Source organism: Streptoalloteichus tenebrarius (assembly GCF_024171885.1).
Lineage (GTDB): Bacteria > Actinomycetota > Actinomycetes > Mycobacteriales > Pseudonocardiaceae > Streptoalloteichus > Streptoalloteichus tenebrarius.
Window position 1 is genome coordinate 173,572 of sequence record NZ_JAMTCP010000002.1, and the last position, 17,338, is coordinate 190,909.

At 72.1% G+C, this 17,338-nt stretch carries 15 protein-coding genes and 1 pseudogene; 7 read left to right on the plus strand and 9 right to left on the minus strand.

Going from position 1 to position 17,338, the window contains the following annotated elements; translation table 11 throughout:
* Window positions 1–106 precede the first annotated feature (106 nt).
* Together LX15_RS02535 and LX15_RS02540 are read right to left on the minus strand one after the other, a co-directional pair.
* Complete coding sequence (locus LX15_RS02535; protein WP_253667806.1) at window positions 107–1,768, minus strand: fumarate hydratase; 1,662 nt, start codon at window positions 1,766–1,768, stop codon at window positions 107–109.
* 93 nt (window positions 1,769–1,861) lie between these two features.
* Window positions 1,862–2,503, minus strand: a complete 642-nt coding sequence (locus LX15_RS02540; protein ID WP_253667807.1) for a hypothetical protein — start codon at window positions 2,501–2,503, stop codon at window positions 1,862–1,864.
* A gap of 91 nt (window positions 2,504–2,594) precedes the next feature.
* Between LX15_RS02540 and LX15_RS02545 the strand changes: the two genes are divergently transcribed.
* Complete coding sequence (locus LX15_RS02545) at window positions 2,595–3,335, plus strand: tyrosine-protein phosphatase (protein ID WP_253667808.1); 741 nt, start codon at window positions 2,595–2,597, stop codon at window positions 3,333–3,335.
* Window positions 3,336–3,650: 315 nt separating this feature from the next.
* On the opposite strand, the pseudogene LX15_RS02550 reads toward LX15_RS02545, so the two are convergent.
* From LX15_RS02550 to LX15_RS02560, 3 genes and pseudogenes are all read right to left on the minus strand, one after another.
* Window positions 3,651–4,636: pseudogene (locus LX15_RS02550) on the minus strand (sigma-70 family RNA polymerase sigma factor).
* 228 nt (window positions 4,637–4,864) lie between these two features.
* Window positions 4,865–5,290 carry a D-aminoacyl-tRNA deacylase gene (dtd, locus tag LX15_RS02555; RefSeq protein ID WP_253667809.1) on the minus strand — a complete coding sequence of 142 codons (426 nt, stop codon included), beginning with the start codon at window positions 5,288–5,290 and terminating at the stop codon, window positions 4,865–4,867.
* Window positions 5,287–6,846, minus strand: coding sequence for a DUF7782 domain-containing protein (locus tag LX15_RS02560; protein ID WP_253667810.1), 1,560 nt, complete (start codon window positions 6,844–6,846; stop codon window positions 5,287–5,289). Before LX15_RS02560 ends, dtd begins: the two co-directional genes overlap by 4 nt.
* A gap of 190 nt (window positions 6,847–7,036) precedes the next feature.
* Here LX15_RS02560 and LX15_RS02565 point away from each other — a divergent pair, with 190 nt between their 5' ends.
* On the plus strand, window positions 7,037–7,831 hold the full coding sequence (locus tag LX15_RS02565) for a polysaccharide lyase (protein WP_253667811.1): 795 nt from the start codon (window positions 7,037–7,039) through the stop codon (window positions 7,829–7,831).
* A gap of 84 nt (window positions 7,832–7,915) precedes the next feature.
* Here the strand turns inward: LX15_RS02565 and LX15_RS02570 are convergent, their stop codons facing one another.
* Window positions 7,916–9,136 carry a macrolide family glycosyltransferase gene (locus LX15_RS02570; RefSeq protein ID WP_253667812.1) on the minus strand — a complete coding sequence of 407 codons (1,221 nt, stop codon included), beginning with the start codon at window positions 9,134–9,136 and terminating at the stop codon, window positions 7,916–7,918.
* A 370-nt stretch (window positions 9,137–9,506) separates the two neighbouring features.
* On the opposite strand from LX15_RS02570, the gene LX15_RS02575 reads away from it, so the two are divergent.
* The gene (locus LX15_RS02575) at window positions 9,507–10,652 is read left to right on the plus strand and encodes a J domain-containing protein (RefSeq protein ID WP_253667813.1); all 1,146 of its coding nucleotides are present in this window, start codon (window positions 9,507–9,509) and stop codon (window positions 10,650–10,652) included.
* 76 nt (window positions 10,653–10,728) lie between these two features.
* Here LX15_RS02575 and LX15_RS02580 read toward each other — a convergent pair whose 3' ends face one another.
* Complete coding sequence (locus tag LX15_RS02580; protein ID WP_253667814.1) at window positions 10,729–11,229, minus strand: hypothetical protein; 501 nt, start codon at window positions 11,227–11,229, stop codon at window positions 10,729–10,731.
* A 233-nt stretch (window positions 11,230–11,462) separates the two neighbouring features.
* Between LX15_RS02580 and LX15_RS02585 the strand changes: the two genes are divergently transcribed.
* Together LX15_RS02585 and LX15_RS02590 are read left to right on the plus strand one after the other, a co-directional pair.
* Entirely contained in the window at window positions 11,463–12,035 is a 573-nt protein-coding gene (locus tag LX15_RS02585) for an HhH-GPD-type base excision DNA repair protein (protein ID WP_253667815.1), read from the plus strand.
* A 131-nt stretch (window positions 12,036–12,166) separates the two neighbouring features.
* Window positions 12,167–12,508, plus strand: coding sequence for a DUF3099 domain-containing protein (locus LX15_RS02590; protein ID WP_372502148.1), 342 nt, complete (start codon window positions 12,167–12,169; stop codon window positions 12,506–12,508).
* Between the two features lie 70 nt (window positions 12,509–12,578).
* On the opposite strand, the gene LX15_RS02595 is transcribed toward LX15_RS02590, so the two are convergent.
* Entirely contained in the window at window positions 12,579–13,496 is a 918-nt protein-coding gene (locus LX15_RS02595; protein WP_253667817.1) for a pseudouridine-5'-phosphate glycosidase, read from the minus strand.
* A 29-nt stretch (window positions 13,497–13,525) separates the two neighbouring features.
* Between LX15_RS02595 and LX15_RS02600 the strand changes: the two genes are divergently transcribed.
* Together LX15_RS02600 and LX15_RS32150 are read left to right on the plus strand one after the other, a co-directional pair.
* Entirely contained in the window at window positions 13,526–13,795 is a 270-nt protein-coding gene (locus LX15_RS02600; RefSeq protein WP_253667818.1) for a DUF3039 domain-containing protein, read from the plus strand.
* A 1,228-nt stretch (window positions 13,796–15,023) separates the two neighbouring features.
* Entirely contained in the window at window positions 15,024–16,871 is a 1,848-nt protein-coding gene (locus LX15_RS32150) for a hypothetical protein (protein ID WP_301303870.1), read from the plus strand.
* A gap of 114 nt (window positions 16,872–16,985) precedes the next feature.
* Here the strand turns inward: LX15_RS32150 and LX15_RS02610 are convergent, their stop codons facing one another.
* Entirely contained in the window at window positions 16,986–17,264 is a 279-nt protein-coding gene (locus tag LX15_RS02610) for a WhiB family transcriptional regulator (protein WP_253667819.1), read from the minus strand.
* Window positions 17,265–17,338: the final 74 nt, after the last annotated feature.

A 17,338-nucleotide genomic window follows, 5' to 3' on the forward strand; every position in this document is an offset into this window, starting at 1 on the left:
GGACGGGAGGAGCCACGGCTGTGGGACCGCGGGCCCTCCTCCGGTCCCTCCTCCGTGGCGAGGACGCCCCGGTGGCCCGCCCTCGCGCCACCGGGGCGTCACCCCCTCAGCGGCGGAACGAGATCTGGAGCGTCGGCTGGCTGGTGCCGGCGAAGAAGTCGTTGCCCTTGTCGTCGACGACCACGAAGGCGGGGAAGTCCTCGACCTCGATCTTCCAGACCGCCTCCATGCCCAGCTCCGGGTACTCCAGGACCTCCACCTTCCTGATGCAGTCCTGGGCGAGGCGGGCCGCCGGGCCGCCGATCGAGCCGAGGTAGAAGCCGCCGTGCCGCTGGCACGCCTCGGTGACCTGCCGCGACCGGTTGCCCTTGGCCAGCATCACCATCGACCCGCCGGCCGCCTGGAACTGCTCGACGTAGGAGTCCATCCGGCCGGCGGTGGTCGGGCCGAACGAGCCGGAGGCGAAGCCCTCCGGCGTCTTGGCCGGGCCGGCGTAGTACACCGGGTGGTCCTTCATGTACCGCGGCATCGGCTCGCCCGCGTCCAGCCGCTCCTTGATCTTGGCGTGGGCGATGTCCCTGGCCACCACCAGCGGGCCGGTCAGCGACACGCGGGTCTTCACCGGGAGCCGGGACAGCGTCTCCCTGATCTCCGCCATGGGCCGGGTCAGGTCGATCCGCACGACCTCGTCGGAGAGCTGGTCGTCCCGCACCTCCGGCAGGAACCGGGCGGGGTCGCGCTCGAGCTGCTCCAGGAACACGCCGTCCGGGGTGATCTTCGCCTTGGCCTGCCGGTCGGCCGAGCAGGACACCGCGACGCCGACCGGGCAGGACGCGCCGTGCCGGGGCAGGCGGATCACGCGCACGTCGTGGCAGAAGTACTTGCCGCCGAACTGGGCGCCGATGCCGAACTGCCGCGTCATCTCCAGGACCTGCTGTTCCAGGTCGAGGTCACGGAACGCGTGTCCCAGCGGCGAGCCCTCGGTGGGCAGCGTGTCCAGGTACCGCGCGGAGGCGAGCTTGGCGACCTTGAGGTTCTGTTCGGCCGACAGGCCGCCCACGACGATCGCCAGGTGGTAGGGCGGGCACGCGGCCGTGCCCAGGCTGCGCAGCTTCTCGTCCAGGAACCGGGCCAGCCGCGTCGGGTTCAGCAGCGCCTTGGTCTCCTGGTACAGGAACGTCTTGTTGGCGCTGCCGCCGCCCTTGGCCATGAACAGGAACTCGTACTTGGGCGTCGTGCCGGGCGCGCTGTACAGCTCCACCTGGGCCGGCAGGTTGGTGCCGGTGTTGCGCTCCTCCCAGAACGTCACCGGGGCCATCTGCGAGTACCGCAGGTTGAGCTGCTGGTAGGCGTCGAACACGCCCCGGGACAGCGCCTCCTCGTCGGCGCCGCCGGTGAGCACCGTCTCCGTGCGCTTGCCGATCACGATCGCCGTGCCGGTGTCCTGGCACATCGGCAGGACGCCGCCGGCGGAGATGCAGGCGTTGCGCAGCAGGTCCATCGCCACGAAGCGGTCGTTCGGGCTGGCCTCGGGGTCGTCCACGATCGCCCGGAGCTGCGCCAGGTGCGAGGGCCGCAGCAGGTGCTGGATGTCCCGGACCGCCTCCCTGGCCAGCAGGGAGAGCACCTCCGGCTCCACCTCCAGGAAGCGGCGCCCCGCCGCCTCGACCAGGCGCAGGCCCTCGGTGGTCACGAGCCGGTACTCGGTCTGGTCCTGGCCGAGCGGCAGCACGTCGGTGTACTGGAACGTCGTGGTGGTGGCGGTCACGTCGCGGGCTCCCTTGCGCGCGTTCGGGTACCAGCGGACCGTACCTCGGCCTCCCGATTCGACCGGCCGCCTCCGGGTGTGATCCGCGTCGGGCTACTCGTCCAGGTACCGGAAGCGCTCCCCGGCCGGCACCGTCTCCACGCGCCCGTCCCTGACCCGCCACTCCACGGCCCCGGTCACGTCGTCCTCGGGTGTGGCGAGGAAGAACCCGACCACCGGGTCGCCGTCCTCGTGGTCGCCGTCCTCGTGGTCGTCGTCGAGGGGGCCGTCGTCGGCGTCGTCGTCGATCGTGACGAGGTCGATCTCGTCGGCGTCGATCACCACGTGGTCGATCGCCGCGACCTCGTCGTCCAGCACGTCGTGGTCGAGATCCTCGTCCTCGTCCTCGTCGTCGTCGAGGTCGTCAAGGACGTCGAGGTCCTCAAGGTCATCGACGTCGTCCTCGTCGGTGCCTGCGGGATGGCCGGCCTCGCCGGGGAGCCGGGCCGGCGCGGCGGCGATGGCCCTGAGCTGGTCGAGGAACGACGCGACGTCGGTGTCCAGGATGTCGGCCCCGAAGAACGCGTAGTTGGTCCACCCGCCGGACACGTCGGGGAACGCCCAGCCCGCGCCGTTCCGCCCGCCCCTCCCGGACGCGACGATCTGCCTGATCCGGTCGAGTTGGCGGTCGTCACACTCGAGCCAGCCCCTGACGGCGACGTAGCTGCCCACGCTGATCCCCCTGTCGTGCGGCACACGGCCCCTGGCTAGCAAACCGGAATCCCGGCCGGAAGGCACGCGGATATCGTCGCGGCGTCGAGGAAACCGCCCGTTCAGGAAGGCCAGCATGACCGCGACCGACGCCCAACCCGTCCAGCGACCCGACCGCATGGTGAACCTGCGCGACCTCGGCGGCCTGCCGACCGAGGACGGCCGGCGCACCCGACCCGGCGTGCTCTACCGCGGTGACGCGCCGCACGCCGGCGACGTCGCGCCCGAGCACCTGCCGGTGTGGCCGCCACGCGTCGTCGTGGACCTGCGCGCCCGGGTGGAGTACGACGGCGTCCCCCACCCGCTGGAGCGGGACCCGGTGCGCGTCCACCGTGTCCCCCTGCTCGACGACCTCGCGGCGGCCCCGCAGCCGACCCCGGTGACGGTGCCCTCGTTGACCGCGATCTACACCCATCTGCTGAGCGAGTGCGGGGCCGACCTGGCGAAGGTGCTGGGCATCCTGGCCGCCGCCGAGGGACCGAGCCTCGTGCACTGTTCGGCGGGCAAGGACCGCACCGGCGTCGCCGTGGCGTTGTTGTTGCGCACCGTCGGTGTCCGGCGGGACGCCGTCATCGCGGACTACGTGCTCACCGACGCGAACATGCCGGGCGTGATGCGGCGGATGATCGGGAACCCGATGCTCCCGCCAGGTGTCGACCCGCAGGCGGTGCGCGAGCTGATGTCCGCGCCGGCCGCCGCGATCGAGGTCGTGCTCGACCACGTCGACGAGCACCCGGGTGGCGTGCGGGGCTGGCTGGTGGAGCACGGCGCCGACGAGGCGGACCTGGACCGCTGGACGGCTCGATTCCTGGGCTGAGGCCCAACCCCGTCCTGAGGCCCAGTCCCGTCCTGAGACCCAGCCCCGCCCTTCCCACCCGGGACAGGAAGCGGGACCGGGAGTGGGCGAGCCCCGGACGGCGCGGTCACCGGGTTGCCCCGGTCGCGCCGCCCGGGGCTCGACCCCGAGAAAGTCGGAAGGCCGGGCCGGCCCCCGACCGTCCCGACCTCCCGGGGAAAGCGACCACGGAACGTGATGAACCGCCGCCCGCGCCGCGTCGTCTGTCTTCCAGGCCAACCTGCCGTGACCGCAGTCACAAGTCAACGCGGCCGTTCGGGTGAGTTCGCCGACCGGTCAGCTCGCGTACGCGCGGAGCCGCTCGGCGCGGTCGCCCTGGCGCAGCTTGGCCATGACCTCGCGCTCGATCTGACGCACCCGTTCGCGGGACAGGCCGAACCGCTTGCCGATCTGGTCCAGCGTCTTGGGCTGGCCGTCGTCGAGGCCGTAGCGCATCCGGATCACGTGCTGCTCGCGCTCGTCGAGCGTGGCCAGCACGCGGCGCAGGTCGTCCTGCAACAGCCCGGAGATCACCGCGTTCTCGGCGTCGGTCGCCTCGGCGTCCTCGATGAAGTCGCCCAGTGGGGCGTCCTCCTCGGCGCCGACCGGCATGTCCAGGCTCACCGGGTCCCTGGCGTGGTCGAGCAGGTCGGAGACCTTCTCCACCGGGATGCCCGACTCCTTGGCCAGCTCCTCGTGGGTGGCCTCGCGGCCGAGCTGCTGGTGCAGCTCCCGCTTGATGCGGGCGAGCTTGTTCACCTGCTCCACGAGGTGGACCGGCAGCCGGATCGTGCGACCCTGGTCCGCCATGCCCCTGGTGATCGCCTGGCGGATCCACCAGGTGGCGTAGGTGGAGAACTTGTAGCCCTTGGTGTAGTCGAACTTCTCGACCGCGCGGATCAGGCCGAGGTTGCCCTCCTGGATCAGGTCCAGCAGGGGCATGCCGCGGCCGGTGTAGCGCTTGGCGAGGCTGACCACGAGCCGGAGGTTGGCCTCCAGCAGGTGGTTCTTCGCGACCCGACGACCCGACCGTCCCGCACGAGCTCCTCCAGCTCGGCCTGCCGCTTCGGCGGCAGTCTGCGCGCGGTCTCCAGCATGTGCTGGGCGAACACACCCGCCTCGATCCGCTTGGCGAGCTCGACCTCCTCCTCGGCGGTCAGCAGCTTGGTGCGGCCGATGCCGTTGAGGTACACCCGCACGAGGTCGGCGGCGGGTCCCTGGGCGTCGAGGTCGACCTCGGCGGCGGGGTAGTCCGGGTCGAAGGCGGTGTGCGGGACGGTCATCGAGCTCCCTCCCCGAGTGCGGGCGGCTGGTGTGCGAGCGGGCGTCGCACACCGGCGCTACGCTGCGCGGTGAGCTTCGTGGCGACGCTCAACGCTGTTCGGCTGGTCATCAGGGGGAACGACCGCGATCGCGGTTTCGTTCCCGAGTCTCTGTTTGCAGGACGTCGCAGCCATCACACGGGTTGCCCGCCAAAGCTGAAGAAAACCTGAGAGTCCGCCCGCTCCCGCTCAGACCTCCAGCAACACCGTGAACGGCCCGTCGTTCACGCTCTCCACCGCCATCATCGCGCCGAACCGCCCGGTCTCCACGCGCGCTCCGCGCCGCCGCAGCTCCGCCACCACGGCCTCGACCAGCGGTTCTGCCTCCTCGGGGCGGGCGGCCGCCGTCCACGATGGACGACGGCCCTTCCGCGCGTCTCCGTACAGAGTGAACTGACTCACCACCAACAACGGCGCTCCCGTGGTGGCGCACGAACCCTCGTCCCGGAGTACCCGCAATTCGTGCACCTTGCGCGCCATGGTGTTGGCGTTTTCCATGGTGTCCGAGTGGGTGACACCCAGAAGAATGAGAAGGCCCGGTTCGTCGAGCGCGCCGACCACCTCGTCGCCGACCGTCACCCTCGCCCGCGTGACGCGGGTGACCACCGCCCTCACCGCGCGCCCTCCGCCGGAGCGCCCGCCGGGCCGCTCACCGAACCGCTCGCCGGGGTGTCACCCAGCCACTCCGCCGGCACGAGCATCCCGTGCCGCACGAGGTCCCGGACGACCGAGGCCGCCGCGGCCGCGAGCGCGTCCACCGGCTGGTCGTGGGCCACCGCCAGCAGCCCCACGAGATCGCCGAGGGGGAGCGCGCCCCGACACCCCGCCAGCAGCGCCGCCGCCAGCTCGTCCACCTCCTGCTGCCAGCCCGGCCCGTCCATGCGGTGCAGGCGGCGCACGAGCGGCGACCAGCCGTCCTCGGCCGGTCCCGACACCTGCTCCAGCACGACCGTCGGCGGCACCGCGAACCGCGCGGCCAGCAGGTCGCCGTCCCCGGGGTGCTCCCGCAGCCAGCTCACGCGGTCCAGCCACGCCGCGGTCTCCGCGCCCAGCGGGTCGTCGAACGCGTGCCGCAGGTCCTCGCAGAGCACCTCGCCGGCCGCGCCACCCGTCCTGCGCAGCGTGACGAACCCGAACCCGACGCCCTCCACGTCGTGCTCGGCGAACCAGTCCAGCCACGCCGCGGTCTTCGCCGCGCCCTCCGGCGACCGGGGGTCCACGCCGGCGTCCCGCAGCCACGTGCCCACGTAGAGCGCGGGGTCGGCCACGTCCCGCTGCACGAACCAGGCGTCCACGCCCTCAGGCACCCACGACGCGACCCGCTCGCCCCAGTCCTGCCCGTCCACGTGCAGCCAGGACGCGAGGAGCTGACCGTGGCCGCCCTCGTTGAGGAAGGAGGGGAGCTGCCGCACCACCAGCGCGCTCGCGTCGTCGCCGCCGAGCCCGGAGTCGCGGTAGACGTAGTCCACCCGCGCGGGACCCACCACGAACGGCGGATTGCACACGACCTGGTCGAACCGCCGGCCCCTGACCGGGTCGAACCATTCGCCCCGCACCAGCTCCACGTCCAGCCGGTTCAGGCGGAACGTCGCGGCGGCCAGCGTGAGCGCGCGCTCGGACACGTCCGTCGCGGTGACCCGGCCGGCGTGGCGCGTCGCGTGCAGCGCCTGCACGCCGCACCCGGTGCCGAGGTCGAGCAGCGTCCCGACGGGGCGGCGCGCGGTCGCCCTGACCAGGCTCAGCGACGCCTGCCCGATGCCCAGCACGTGCTCGGCGGGCACGGGGCCACCCCGCACCTCGCTGTCCAGGTCCGACACGACCCACCACGAGCCGTCGTCGTCGCCGTACGGCCGCACGTCCAGGCCGGCGCGCAGGCCGCCGTTCGCGGGCACCAGCAGTCCGGCGCTCACGGCGTCGTCGATGTCGAGCGGGACCAACGCGGCGCGCACCGCGCTCTCCGGCTCGGTGTCGCCGAGCAGGAACAGGCGCACGAGGGTGCCGAGCGCGCCCGCGTCGCGGGTGGCCCTGCGGACCGGCTCGGGCTCTCCCCGGCCGAGCGCGGCCTGGGTCCCCTGGCCGAGCAGGGCCAGCACGCCGTCCGCGTGGTAGCCGGTGTTCTCGAACGCGTCACGCAACCGGTCGCATCGCTCACCGGTGAGTTGGGGCAGCATGCCGTGATCCTCACACGCGGTGCGCGCGCTCGCGGTGTCAGCTCGGCCGTTCGGGGAGGGCCCGCCGGAGCCGTTGACACCCGCCGGCGACCGCTGGTCTGATCAGCGTCGCTGTTAGGAAAGTTTCCTGCCCAAACCCGTACCGCACACGACCCCTCGCACCGGACCGGACCAGGAACTGGAGACGACTGTGACGGCACGATCCTCCGGCGGGCTGGGCCGCCGCGCCCTGCTCACCTCCGCGCTCGGCGGCGTGGTGGCCCTGCCGTTCCTGCGGGCCACCGCCGACGCCGCGGCCCCGACCTGGGTGCTGCGTTGGAAGCCCGACCCGGCCAGGGACGGGCTCGACGCCTTCGAGGGCGTCGAGGACGACAGGGCCAACTCGCACCCCGGGGTCCGGCACATCACGGTGCGGGGCGACAGCTACCGCTTCGACATGCACACCCAGGACCGCGACGGCGCCGACCGGCAGCGGCAGGAGGTGAAGGGCATGCGCGCCGGCGGCGTGGACCTCGCCATGCTGCGCGGGGAGACCTGGCGGTTCAGCTACTCGATGTTCATCCCGAACACCCTGCGCGCCACCAAGACCTTCACCCACGTCATGCAGATGAAGAAGCCGGGGCAGGGGACCTCTCCGATCCTGGTCATGTCGCTGCGCCAGCACAGCGGCGTACCGAAGATCGAGATGAAGGTCTTCGAGAGCAACACCCTCGTGGGCGCGACCGACCTGGCGCCGTTGCAGGACAAGTGGATCGACACCGAGTTCGAGCTGCGCATCGGCGACGCCCCCGACGGGGAGGTGCGGTGGATCGTCCGGGACGGCGGGCGCACGGTGCTCGACGCGCGGAAGACCGGCGTGGACCTGTGGATCGGCGACCGGGTCCGGCCGAAGTGGGGCATCTACCGCTCGGTCGAGGACCCCACCGGAGCGCTCCGCGACTGCCACCTGTTGATTCGGAACCTCCGGGCGTACCAACGGAAATGACGCCGTCCTGGCGCCACCGAGGGTCTGTTTGTCCACAAAGGACAAAGGGGGTGGGGGCGGCGAACACCGCCCCCACCCCTTCCGTCACCGCCCGCAGCGGGCCGAGGCCAACCGCGCCTCGATCACGTCCACGGCGGCGGAAGCGCCTCCGGCCGCCCTGGTCTCCTGGCGCAGCGCCCACGCGCGTTCACGCACCGGGCCGTTCGCCGCGACCGTCAACACCGCTTCGCGCAGCGACGCGACGGTCACGTCCTCGGGCCGCAGCACCCGTCCGACACCGAGCTGCTCGACGCGCTTCGCGTTGACCCTCTGCTCCGCCATCTGCGGGATCGCCACCATCGGGACGCCGTGGTACAGCGCCTCCATCGTGCTGCCCATGCCCGCGTGCGTCACAAACAGGCTGGCCTCGGAGAGCACGGCGAGCTGCGGCACGTGGGCGTGCACCTCGACATTCGCCGGAGCCGGACCGAGCAGCGCCGGGTCCATCCGGTGCCCCACCGACAGCACCGCGTGCCACGGCAGGTCGCCGAACACCTCGAAGCACGTCCGGTAGAACTCCGGCCGCTCGTTGTAGGCCGACCCCAGCGACACCAGCACCACCGGCCGGCCGTCCTCCGGCGCGTGCCACTCGCCCTGGAAACCCCGGTCGCCCAGACACGGGCCGACGAACGCGAACTCCTCGGAGAAGGTCTCGCCCCGGTACTGGAAGGCCCGGGGCACGAGGACGATACCGCCGTTCAGCACGTGTCCGAAGTGCTCCTGCGGAGTGCGTTGAATGTCCAGTGAGGACAGAAGTGCGGAGATCCGCGACATGTACTGGCCGAAGGCCGGTTCGTCGATCGGGTCCATCTCCTCGTGCATCGACCAGTGCTCGTTCATGGCGAGGTACTCCCACATGTGGATGGCGGGAACACCCCACCGCTCCGCCAGCAGCCGGGCGGCGACCGTGGGATCCTCGGACAGGACGATGTCCGGCCGGTCGTCGCGGAACGCCGCCTCGAACTGCGGCAGCGCGTTCTCCGCGTCCCGCAGGATGAGCAACTGCCCCTCCTGGAGGTTCTCCGGCCATTCCGCCTGCGGACCCGACGGCAGGATCGAGCGATAGACCACCGGCGTCGCGCCGGCCGCCGCCACCCGGGGCGCGAACTCCTCGGTGACGGTGTAACTGACCCGGTGGCCCCTGGCGACCAGCTCGCTGACGATGCCGAGCATCGGGTTGACGTGCCCGTGCGCCGGGACGGTCGAGACGAGGACGTGCGCCGGAGCGGTCCCGCTGATGTGAGACGTCCCGTTGATGTGAGACATGGTTGAACCTCGTGGTCACGATTCGCGTGGTTGGGAAGTCCGCACGCCGACAGGGCCGGAGGAGCGCGACGTCCGTCCACGTCGGCGTTCACGCGCGGGCGCGCGTCCGGCTTGCGGCAGCGGAGAAGGAACGGCGGCCTCGCGTCACCGACCGGCGACGCGGGAGGAGGCCGCGACCACGCGGAGTCAGAGGTACAGGACCGCGAACGGACCGAAGATGGGACCCATGGGGCCGACCGTAGCCGACCGGCCAGCCCGCACGCCTCCGGTTTACCGGACCCGCACTCCGTTGATCATGTGCCGCCCGCGCCGCGCCGGTTCGCCCCGACCCCCTATGGTTGCCGCGCATGCGCGGGAGGTAGGCGGAGTCGTGCCTGAAGTCGACTACTACGAGTTGCTCGGCGTGGACCGGGCGGCGTCGGCGGCGGAGATCAAGTCGGCGTACCGGTCCCTGGCCAAGGTCATGCACCCGGACGCCGGGGGCACCGCCGGCACCTTCCGGTTGCTCAGGCAGGCGTACGAGACGCTGACCGACCCCGTCCTGCGGGCCGAGTACGACCGCCGGGGTGAGGACGACCGGCGGGGCGAGCCGCCGACCCCCGCCGCCCCCCGCGCGCGGACCTCGTGGGCGCGGCCCCGCGGCGCCGGCCGCACGACCCGTGCCAGGAGCTTCGGCGACGATCCCGACTTCGTGCCCGAGGCCCCGCACGTGGCCGTCGACGACATCCCCTGGTGGCATCGGACCAACCCCGAGGAACCGATCAGGTACACGCCGTACACCGGTCCCGGGCACGCCCCGCTCGTGACGGCCCTGGGCGGGGCTGTCCTCTTGTTACCGGTCCTCCTCCTGGTGGACCTCACCCCGCTGCTGCTCGGCCTGTGGCTGCTGGTGCTGGTGGCCGCGGCGGCGCTCGTGCAACGCCTCGTCCGCGCCTACCTCACCGCCGCCCGCGCCGACCGCGACTTCGCCGCCGAGTTCGACGGCCGGCGGGTCTACGGCCAGCCCGGCCGTGAACGGGACGAGTACGGCGAGCGGCTCACCGCCGACCTGCTGGACCGGTACCTCACCCGGCTGCCGGGCGCGCGGATCTTCCACGGCCTCGCCGTGCCCGGCTCGGTGTTCGCCGACGTCGACCACGCCGTCCTGTGTGGACGGCGGCTCGTGCTCGTCGAGTCCAAGTCGTGGTTGCCCGGCCATTACGGCACCGACGAGAACGGCACCCTCTACCGCAACGGCCACCTCTTCCGGGGCGGCGGTGTCCGGCTCCCCGAGGCCGTCGCCCGGTACCGGGAGCTGTTGCCCGACGTCGAGGTGCGCGGCGCCCTGCTGATCTACCCCAGCCGGGCCGGCGAGGTCACCACGGACGAGCCCGCCGACGTCCCCGCCCCGCCCATGACCCCCGAGTGGTTCGTCCGCCAGGTGGGGGAGTGGCTGTCGCGGGAGCCCGTGACCGTCGACAGGGAGGTGTTCCGCAGGGTGCTCGGCCAGGTGGTCTCCGATCCCGCCTCCGTGTGACGGCGCGCCCGCCCGAGCCGTACGAACACCTGCCCCCCACGACCCGGACGCCGCGCCCTGACGGCCTTTCAGGGCGTCAGGGCGCGGTCGTTTCAGCGGAGTCCGGCCTGACAGGCCTCGTCCTGTCACCTTTCTCGGCTTTTCGGTCGTCTGGCCCTGGGTGAACTGGCCTTCCCCTGGTGTCCCTCTCCCGCTTCACCGCGTCCTGGTTCAGGCCGACCGCGCCGAACAGCACCAGCGGGGCTGCCGCGATCGCCCAGTACCACCCGCCCCCGGAGAGGCTCAGGTAGACCAACCACGTGCCGGCGGCGAGCAGGATCGAAGCAAAAACGATGCCGAACGTGTTCCTGCTCTTGGTTTGCTCGTCGAGGACGTACTTCTTGAGCCGTGCTTCGACATGGGACAGCGCGTGCGCTCGGGAGGCGCTGACCTCAGGAAGGTCCTTCGCGATCTCGAAGATCGTTTTTATTTCGGCGAGCCGTGCGGCGCGTGCCCCCCGTACCTCCCAAAGTTTGAGGAGTCCGGCGGTGACCACCAGAACTGGCGCCATCACCTTCGACAGTGTTTCCAGATCCATTGAGCGAGTGTGTCATCGAAAGCGCTGCGTCGCCAAATCAGAATCGGGTGGTGTGTTGACCACCTGCGTGATGCCACGTCTCGAATCTGATATTTGGCCTGGCGCTGTTCCGTGAGGAGTGTGTCCAATCGTGTTGGCAATCAGGAAATATCGGTGAAGGGGTGCGCTCGCCGGCGACGAGACTGCCGGTCGAAGGGATCGCGGGGAGGACCGACCTGTGCGAACCTGACCCCATGACCCGGACGCTGCGCCTGGCCCAGGACCGGGAGGCGGACGAGCTGCTGACCCGCGAGCCGTTGGCGTTGCTCTTCGGCATGCTCCTTGATCAACAGGTCCCGATGGAACGCGCGTTCGCGGGCCCGAAGCTGCTGGCCGACCGGATCGGCGGGCTCGACGTCCACCGCGTCGCGGAGATGGACCCCGACGAGTTCGCCGCCGCCTGCGCCGGCCCGCCCGCCATCCACCGCTTCCCCGGGGCGATGGCGAAGCGGTTGCAGACGCTGAGCCGGTACCTGGTTGACCGCTACGACGGTCGCGTCGAGGCGCTGTGGACCGACGGCGACCCGGACGGCCCGGAGGTCCTGCGGCGGTTGAAGGACCTGCCGGGCTTCGGCGAGCAGAAGGCGAGGATCTTCCTCGCGCTGCTGGGCAAGCAGCGGGACGTGCGACCACCGGGCTGGCGGGAGGCCGCGGGCCCCTACGGCGAGGAGGGCTCGCGCCGCTCGGTCGCCGACGTGGTCGACGAGCGCACCCTCCAGGAGGTCCGCGCCTTCAAGAAGCAGATGAAGGCGGCCGGGAAGGCCTGAGGCCCACCCCGTCGGCTGTCCGGTTCCGCCTCGTCCGCCCGACCTGTCCGGTCCGGCCTCGGCGGGTAGCACGAGGATCTCGCGGACGAAGGGGCGGGGCCGGGTTTCCCGCCGGCCCGGCCGGTGGGACCATGGGAAGGGGAGGTGGAGTCGTGAAGGGTTCGCAGCGGGACGACAACCCGGTCCTCATCACCGAGGCGGCTCCGTCCTACGACGACCAGCACGCCGCGCGGCGCCGCAAGTACGCGATCATGATGTCGCTGCGGTTCCCGTGCCTGGTCGCCGCCGGGCTCAGCTACCAGGTGCCATGGCTGGCGCTGTTGTTCATCCTGCTCTCCGTGCCACTGCCGTGGATGGCGGTGCTCATCGCCAACGACCGCCCGCCGCGCAAGGCGGAGAAGGCGAGCTGGTTCCGGGCCAGGCGGTCCGACCGCCAGCTTGAGGCGCGGGAGCACCCCGTCATCAACACCTGACGCGGTGGCGGCCCGTCCCCACCCCGGAGCGCGGGGCGGGGACGGGCCGCGCTGTTCCGGTGGCCCGGTCTCACGCGGGGCGGCGCTCGGCCAGCACCACGGCGACCTCGGCCGCCAACTTGGCGTTGGCCAGCACCAACGCGACGTTCGCCGCCAAGCTCGCCCCCTCGCTGCGCTCGTGGAAGTGCGCGAGCAGCACCGGCGTCACGGCCTTGCCCCGCACCCCGCGCTCCCTGACCACGTTCTCGCCCTCGGCGAGCAGGCGGTCATGTGTCGCCCTGTCCATCTCGTGCTCGGGCGGAACCGGGTTGACCAGCAGCACACCCGCCGAACCCGGCACCGACGAGCGGTGCGCCGCCACCACCGCGGCGGCCTCCGCGGGGGTGTCCACCCTCCACGGCACCTCCATACCGGAATCCCGCAGGTAGAAGGCGGGGAAACGGTCGGTCCGGTACCCGAGGACGGGCACCGAACGGGTCTCCAACGCCTCGAGCGTCGCTGGCACGTCCAGGACGGACTTCACGCCGGAGCACACCACCAGCACCGGGGTGTCGGCCACCACGTCGAGGTCGGCCGAGATGTCCCACGTCACCGCGGCGTCGCGGTGCACTCCGCCGAGACCTCCCGTGGCGAAGACGCCGATTCCCGCCGCGTGCGCGAGCGCCGCCGTGCCGGCCACCGTGGTCGCGCCGCTGCGACCCAGCGCCAACGCCGGCCCCAGGTCCCGACGCGACAACTTGGCCAGCCCCGAGCGCCGGTCGCACACCCGGTCCAGCTCCTCGGCGGAGAGCCCCACCCGCGGTGCGCCGTCCAGCACGGCGATGGTCGCCGGCACCGCGCCCGCCTCGCGCACCGCCCGTTCCAGCTCGTCCGCCACCTCCCGGTTGCGGCCGGCCGGCAGGCCGTGGGCCAACAGTGTGCTCTCCAACGCCACCACCGGCCGGCCCTCGGCCAGGGCCCGCGTCACCTCGTCAGCGACTCGGAGCACGTCACCACCCGCCTTCCGCGTGAGGCATCATGGATGGCGTGAGCACTGCCACCCAGACCCGCCCGGACGTCGACACCCGTCCCGAGGGCACCGACCGGACCGGGGACGACACCCCGAAGATGTTCCACTACGTGCGCAAGGCCAAGATCGCGGAGAGCGCGGTCATGGGCACGCACGTGGTGGCGCTGTGCGGCGAGGTGTTCCCGGTGACCCGCTCGCCCAAGCCCGGCTCGCCCGTGTGCCCCGAGTGCAAGCGCATCTACGAGTCGCTCCCGCCCGGCGGCGACGGCGGCGAGTGACCAGCCCCGACACCACCCTTCGAGGGTGAGCGCCCGGGAGGCGCTCCGCACCCGTTCCACGTTGTCGAGGTTCTCGGGTGCGAGCCTCCCCGGGCGTCCTCTGGTCCGGGTTGGCCTTCCGACGAGGCTCCTGGGGCAAACGTGGTGTGCGGCTGTCGCGAGCCGTCACCACCCCTTGTCTCCCCGGGGGCCTCGTCGCGTTCCCACGGTCGAGTCGGGGGAGAACCTGGCCTCGGTTCGTGTTCCCTGCGGCGGAGCCTGGCGCCGATTGCCGTCCGCCTGACCACCCGGCACGACGATCACTCACCCGACTGTCCCGGCACCCATGCGACTTTCGCCGCGAGGTGAACCAACGACGCATGCGCTGACGACGGACACCAGAAGAACCTTCAATCGGAAAACCGTCAGAGGTTTGGCGGTCGCCCATCGGTTCCGTCGTCGCCCGGTCGCTATTCGCTGCTGTAGCTCGCTCACGGGCTCGTTTTCTCGACCTTCGCAGTCCCCCTGGTGTCCTCGACTCACCTCCGCCCCGCCGACCTCGCGGATTAGTGGGGGTGCACTCGTACGCGTCGGCATGCTCAGTAGCGCTCGCACTCGCGCTCCGGGGTTGATCATCCTCTCGGGGTGTCGAAGCGCCCAACGTGTCAAGTGCCCCGCGATGAGTGGGGATTTTCATGCGCGACGGGGAAAGATGATCGTGGCCATGGGAGTGCGCTTCTCGCTGCCGTCGGCAGAAACCGCTTTCGCCGTTTTCGGACGACCCGCAGCAATCGGGTGAAGGCGCACGACGGGTGCCCAGAGTCGAGGGTGGCTGACGGCTGGACCCTCGATCTGCTCAGGCGTGGGGCGTTGGTCGGCGGGCCGGTGTTCACCGCCCGAGCGTGGTCGGTCCGATCGGCCTTCCGCACCCCTGACGTCCCCGGATCGGGGTCGCGCCCGCCGTCCGGAGGACGTCGCTCGGCCTGGCCCTGCGGCTGGCGTTCACCAGGGGCGTCGTCGGCGTCAGCCGTCCGGCTTGGTGGGGTCCTCGGGACGGGTGGAGCCCGTCGCACGGCCTCAAGAAGCGCGCCCCCGCCCCCGATGTGGATCTCAGCCGACCGGCGGCGATCTTCGGCTCGTCGTCGGCCGAACGACGCGCCCCCGGTCGCCAGCGGCCACCCCGACCACCCGCTCCGGACGCCGGCGCCGTGGGGAGGCGCCACACCCACAAGACCGGAGGAGACACATCTTGCGTCCCTGGACGAAGCGCACCCTGCACGCGGCGGTGCTGGCCGCGGGGGTCGCGGCGATGACGACGACGCAGGCGTCCGCGGCGCCGGAGCACGAGCGTCCCCACTCCACCAGCCACCCGGTGGCGACCGACGCCGACCAGCTCGTCGCTCCGGCGAAGGGGACCGGGGCCAAGCCCGCCGCCCGGCCCGCCGGCGACGACGACGGCGCCACCAACCCCAGCAAGGGAACGAAGCCGAACGGTGGGGCCAAGCCCGCCGAGACCACCAAGCCCGCCAAGCCCGCTGACACGACCAAGCCCGCCGACACGACCAAGGGCTCCCAGGGCGCGAACAAGGGCGCCACGAAGCCCCGCCCGCAGGAGGACCCCACCCCGGAGTCCTTCGGCAACCCGATCCCGGTGTCGACCACCCCCGAAGAGGTCAAGGTCGAGCTGCCGCTGGACACCTGCCACGGCCCGTACGCGCAGTCGCCCGGCAGCAAGCGCATCCCGTGCGCCGACACCGGCGTGCACGCCACGCTCCCCAACGCCCCGGTGCAGGCCGGTCTGGCCGCCGCCGACACGATGGAGACCACGCTCGGGCAGGCCAGCAACCATCTCGCGCAGGAGCTCAAGAAGCGCCCCCAGTCCCCCGCCACCGCGCTCCACGCGACCGGCCAGGCCCTCAACGGCACCGCCAACGGCGTCGCCCACGAGATGCACCAGGACCGCCCCCTCACCGACCTCCGCCAGGTGGAGGCGCTGCTCGACGTGCTCCAGGGCCGCCGGCCGCTCGCCTCCGCCATCCCCGAGGCGCCGATCAAGCCCGTGACCCCCGCGCCCACGGCCTCCGAGCCCGCCGCGTCCGCCGCGTCCACCGCGCCCGTCGAGCCCTCCGCGCGCACCTCGCGTCCCCCGCAGCCCGGCCGACCCCAGTTCGGGCTGACCGGCGGCCTGGAGAACCTCGGCATCATCGACGGCGCCAACCGGCTCGCCAAGCTGGAGTTCGCGCCCTACGACTCCAAGCGCCCGCAGGCCCTGGCGGCCGGCGACTACGGCGTGGAGGCCGACCTGGTGCACGGCCAGACCATCGAGCCGTTCAGCAAGCCGCTCACCCTGCCGACCCTCGACGAGCTCGAGGTGCTCCAGCCGCTGCTGAGGAAGGAGACGCTGCGGGGCCTGTCCCGGCCGGCTCCGGACATCGTCAACGGGCCCCAGCAGTCGACCAACACCCTCGGCATGCTCATGCCGATCACCAAGAACCAGAACCACTTCCCGGCGTCGTTCGCGACGGGCGACCAGCCCATGCCCAGGTCCGGCGAGCCCACGCCGAGGGCCGGCAAGCTCGCGCCGGGGACGCAGGCGCTCACCAACGGTTCCAACCCCGTCTCCAAGCTGCTGAGTGACGCGCTCGGGAAGACCCCGCTCAGCCCCAACAACCTCGGGCTCGGCCCCAAGCCGAAGCCGAAGCCCGCTCCCCAGCCGGTCGTCGACGAGGACGAGGACGACGACACGTCGGTCGAGGAGATGAGCGGCGCGGAGGCCGAGGCGGCCGCGGCGGAGGCTCCGGCCCCTCCGGCCCCCGGTGCGCCGGAACCCGCGGGAACCCCCGTTCCGGTGACCGCGACTCCCGTCTCCACCCCGGGTGACGGCGCCCAGGGCGAGGGCGTCCCGGCCACGACCAGCGCGGCTGACGCCTCGGGCGCGCCCGACCAGTCGGGTGGGTCCGGTGGCAAGCGCAAGCCCACCCTCGACCCGGGCATCCCGATCCACGCCTTCCAGGGCAACACCGAGGTCAACGACCTGCTCGGCCAGGTCACCTCGCCGCTGTCCGGCGCGCTTCCCCAGGCCCTGCCCGGCTCCTGACCCTCCTCCGCAGCGGGTGGTGACGGGCCCGGAACCCACGACCGTGGGTTCCGGGCCCGTCGTGTCCGGTGCGCCTCCGCCCGACGGCGGCCCGGCGCGCCCAGCGTTCGTGGATCAGCGGGTGCCGTAGATCATGGTGCGCAGCTCCGACTCGCCGAGCCCGCCCCAGACGCCGTAGGTCTCGTGCACGCTCAGCGCGTGCTGCCGGCACTCGCGCATCACCGGGCAGCTCCGGCAGATCGCCTTGGCCCGTTCCTCCCTGGCCCGCCGGGCGGCGCCCCGCTCCTTCTCCGGATGGAAGAACAGCGCGCTGTTCATGCCCCGGCAGGCGGCATGGAGCTGCCAGTCCCAGACGTCGCTCACCGGCTTCGGCAACCTGCGAGTGTCGGCCACGACCGCCTCCTCAAGCCTCGTCCGCTGCACTGTTGGGGTGTTCGTGGGCGAACCGGTCGCCGCCGAGCGCCACG

Bases quoted from the DNA above. Each gene is read 5' to 3' on its own strand.
- LX15_RS02600 (WP_253667818.1), top strand. From the start codon at position 13,526: ATGGATGGCGTGAGCACTGCCACCCAGACCCGCCCGGACGTCGACACC.
- LX15_RS02545 (WP_253667808.1), top strand. From the start codon at position 2,595: ATGACCGCGACCGACGCCCAACCCGTCCAGCGACCCGACCGCATGGTG.
- LX15_RS02570 (WP_253667812.1), bottom strand. From the start codon at position 9,136: ATGTCTCACATCAACGGGACGTCTCACATCAGCGGGACCGCTCCGGCG.
- LX15_RS02590 (WP_372502148.1), top strand. From the start codon at position 12,167: ATGGGAAGGGGAGGTGGAGTCGTGAAGGGTTCGCAGCGGGACGACAAC.
- LX15_RS02580 (WP_253667814.1), bottom strand. From the start codon at position 11,229: ATGGATCTGGAAACACTGTCGAAGGTGATGGCGCCAGTTCTGGTGGTC.
- LX15_RS02560 (WP_253667810.1), bottom strand. From the start codon at position 6,846: ATGCTGCCCCAACTCACCGGTGAGCGATGCGACCGGTTGCGTGACGCG.
- LX15_RS02585 (WP_253667815.1), top strand. From the start codon at position 11,463: ATGACCCGGACGCTGCGCCTGGCCCAGGACCGGGAGGCGGACGAGCTG.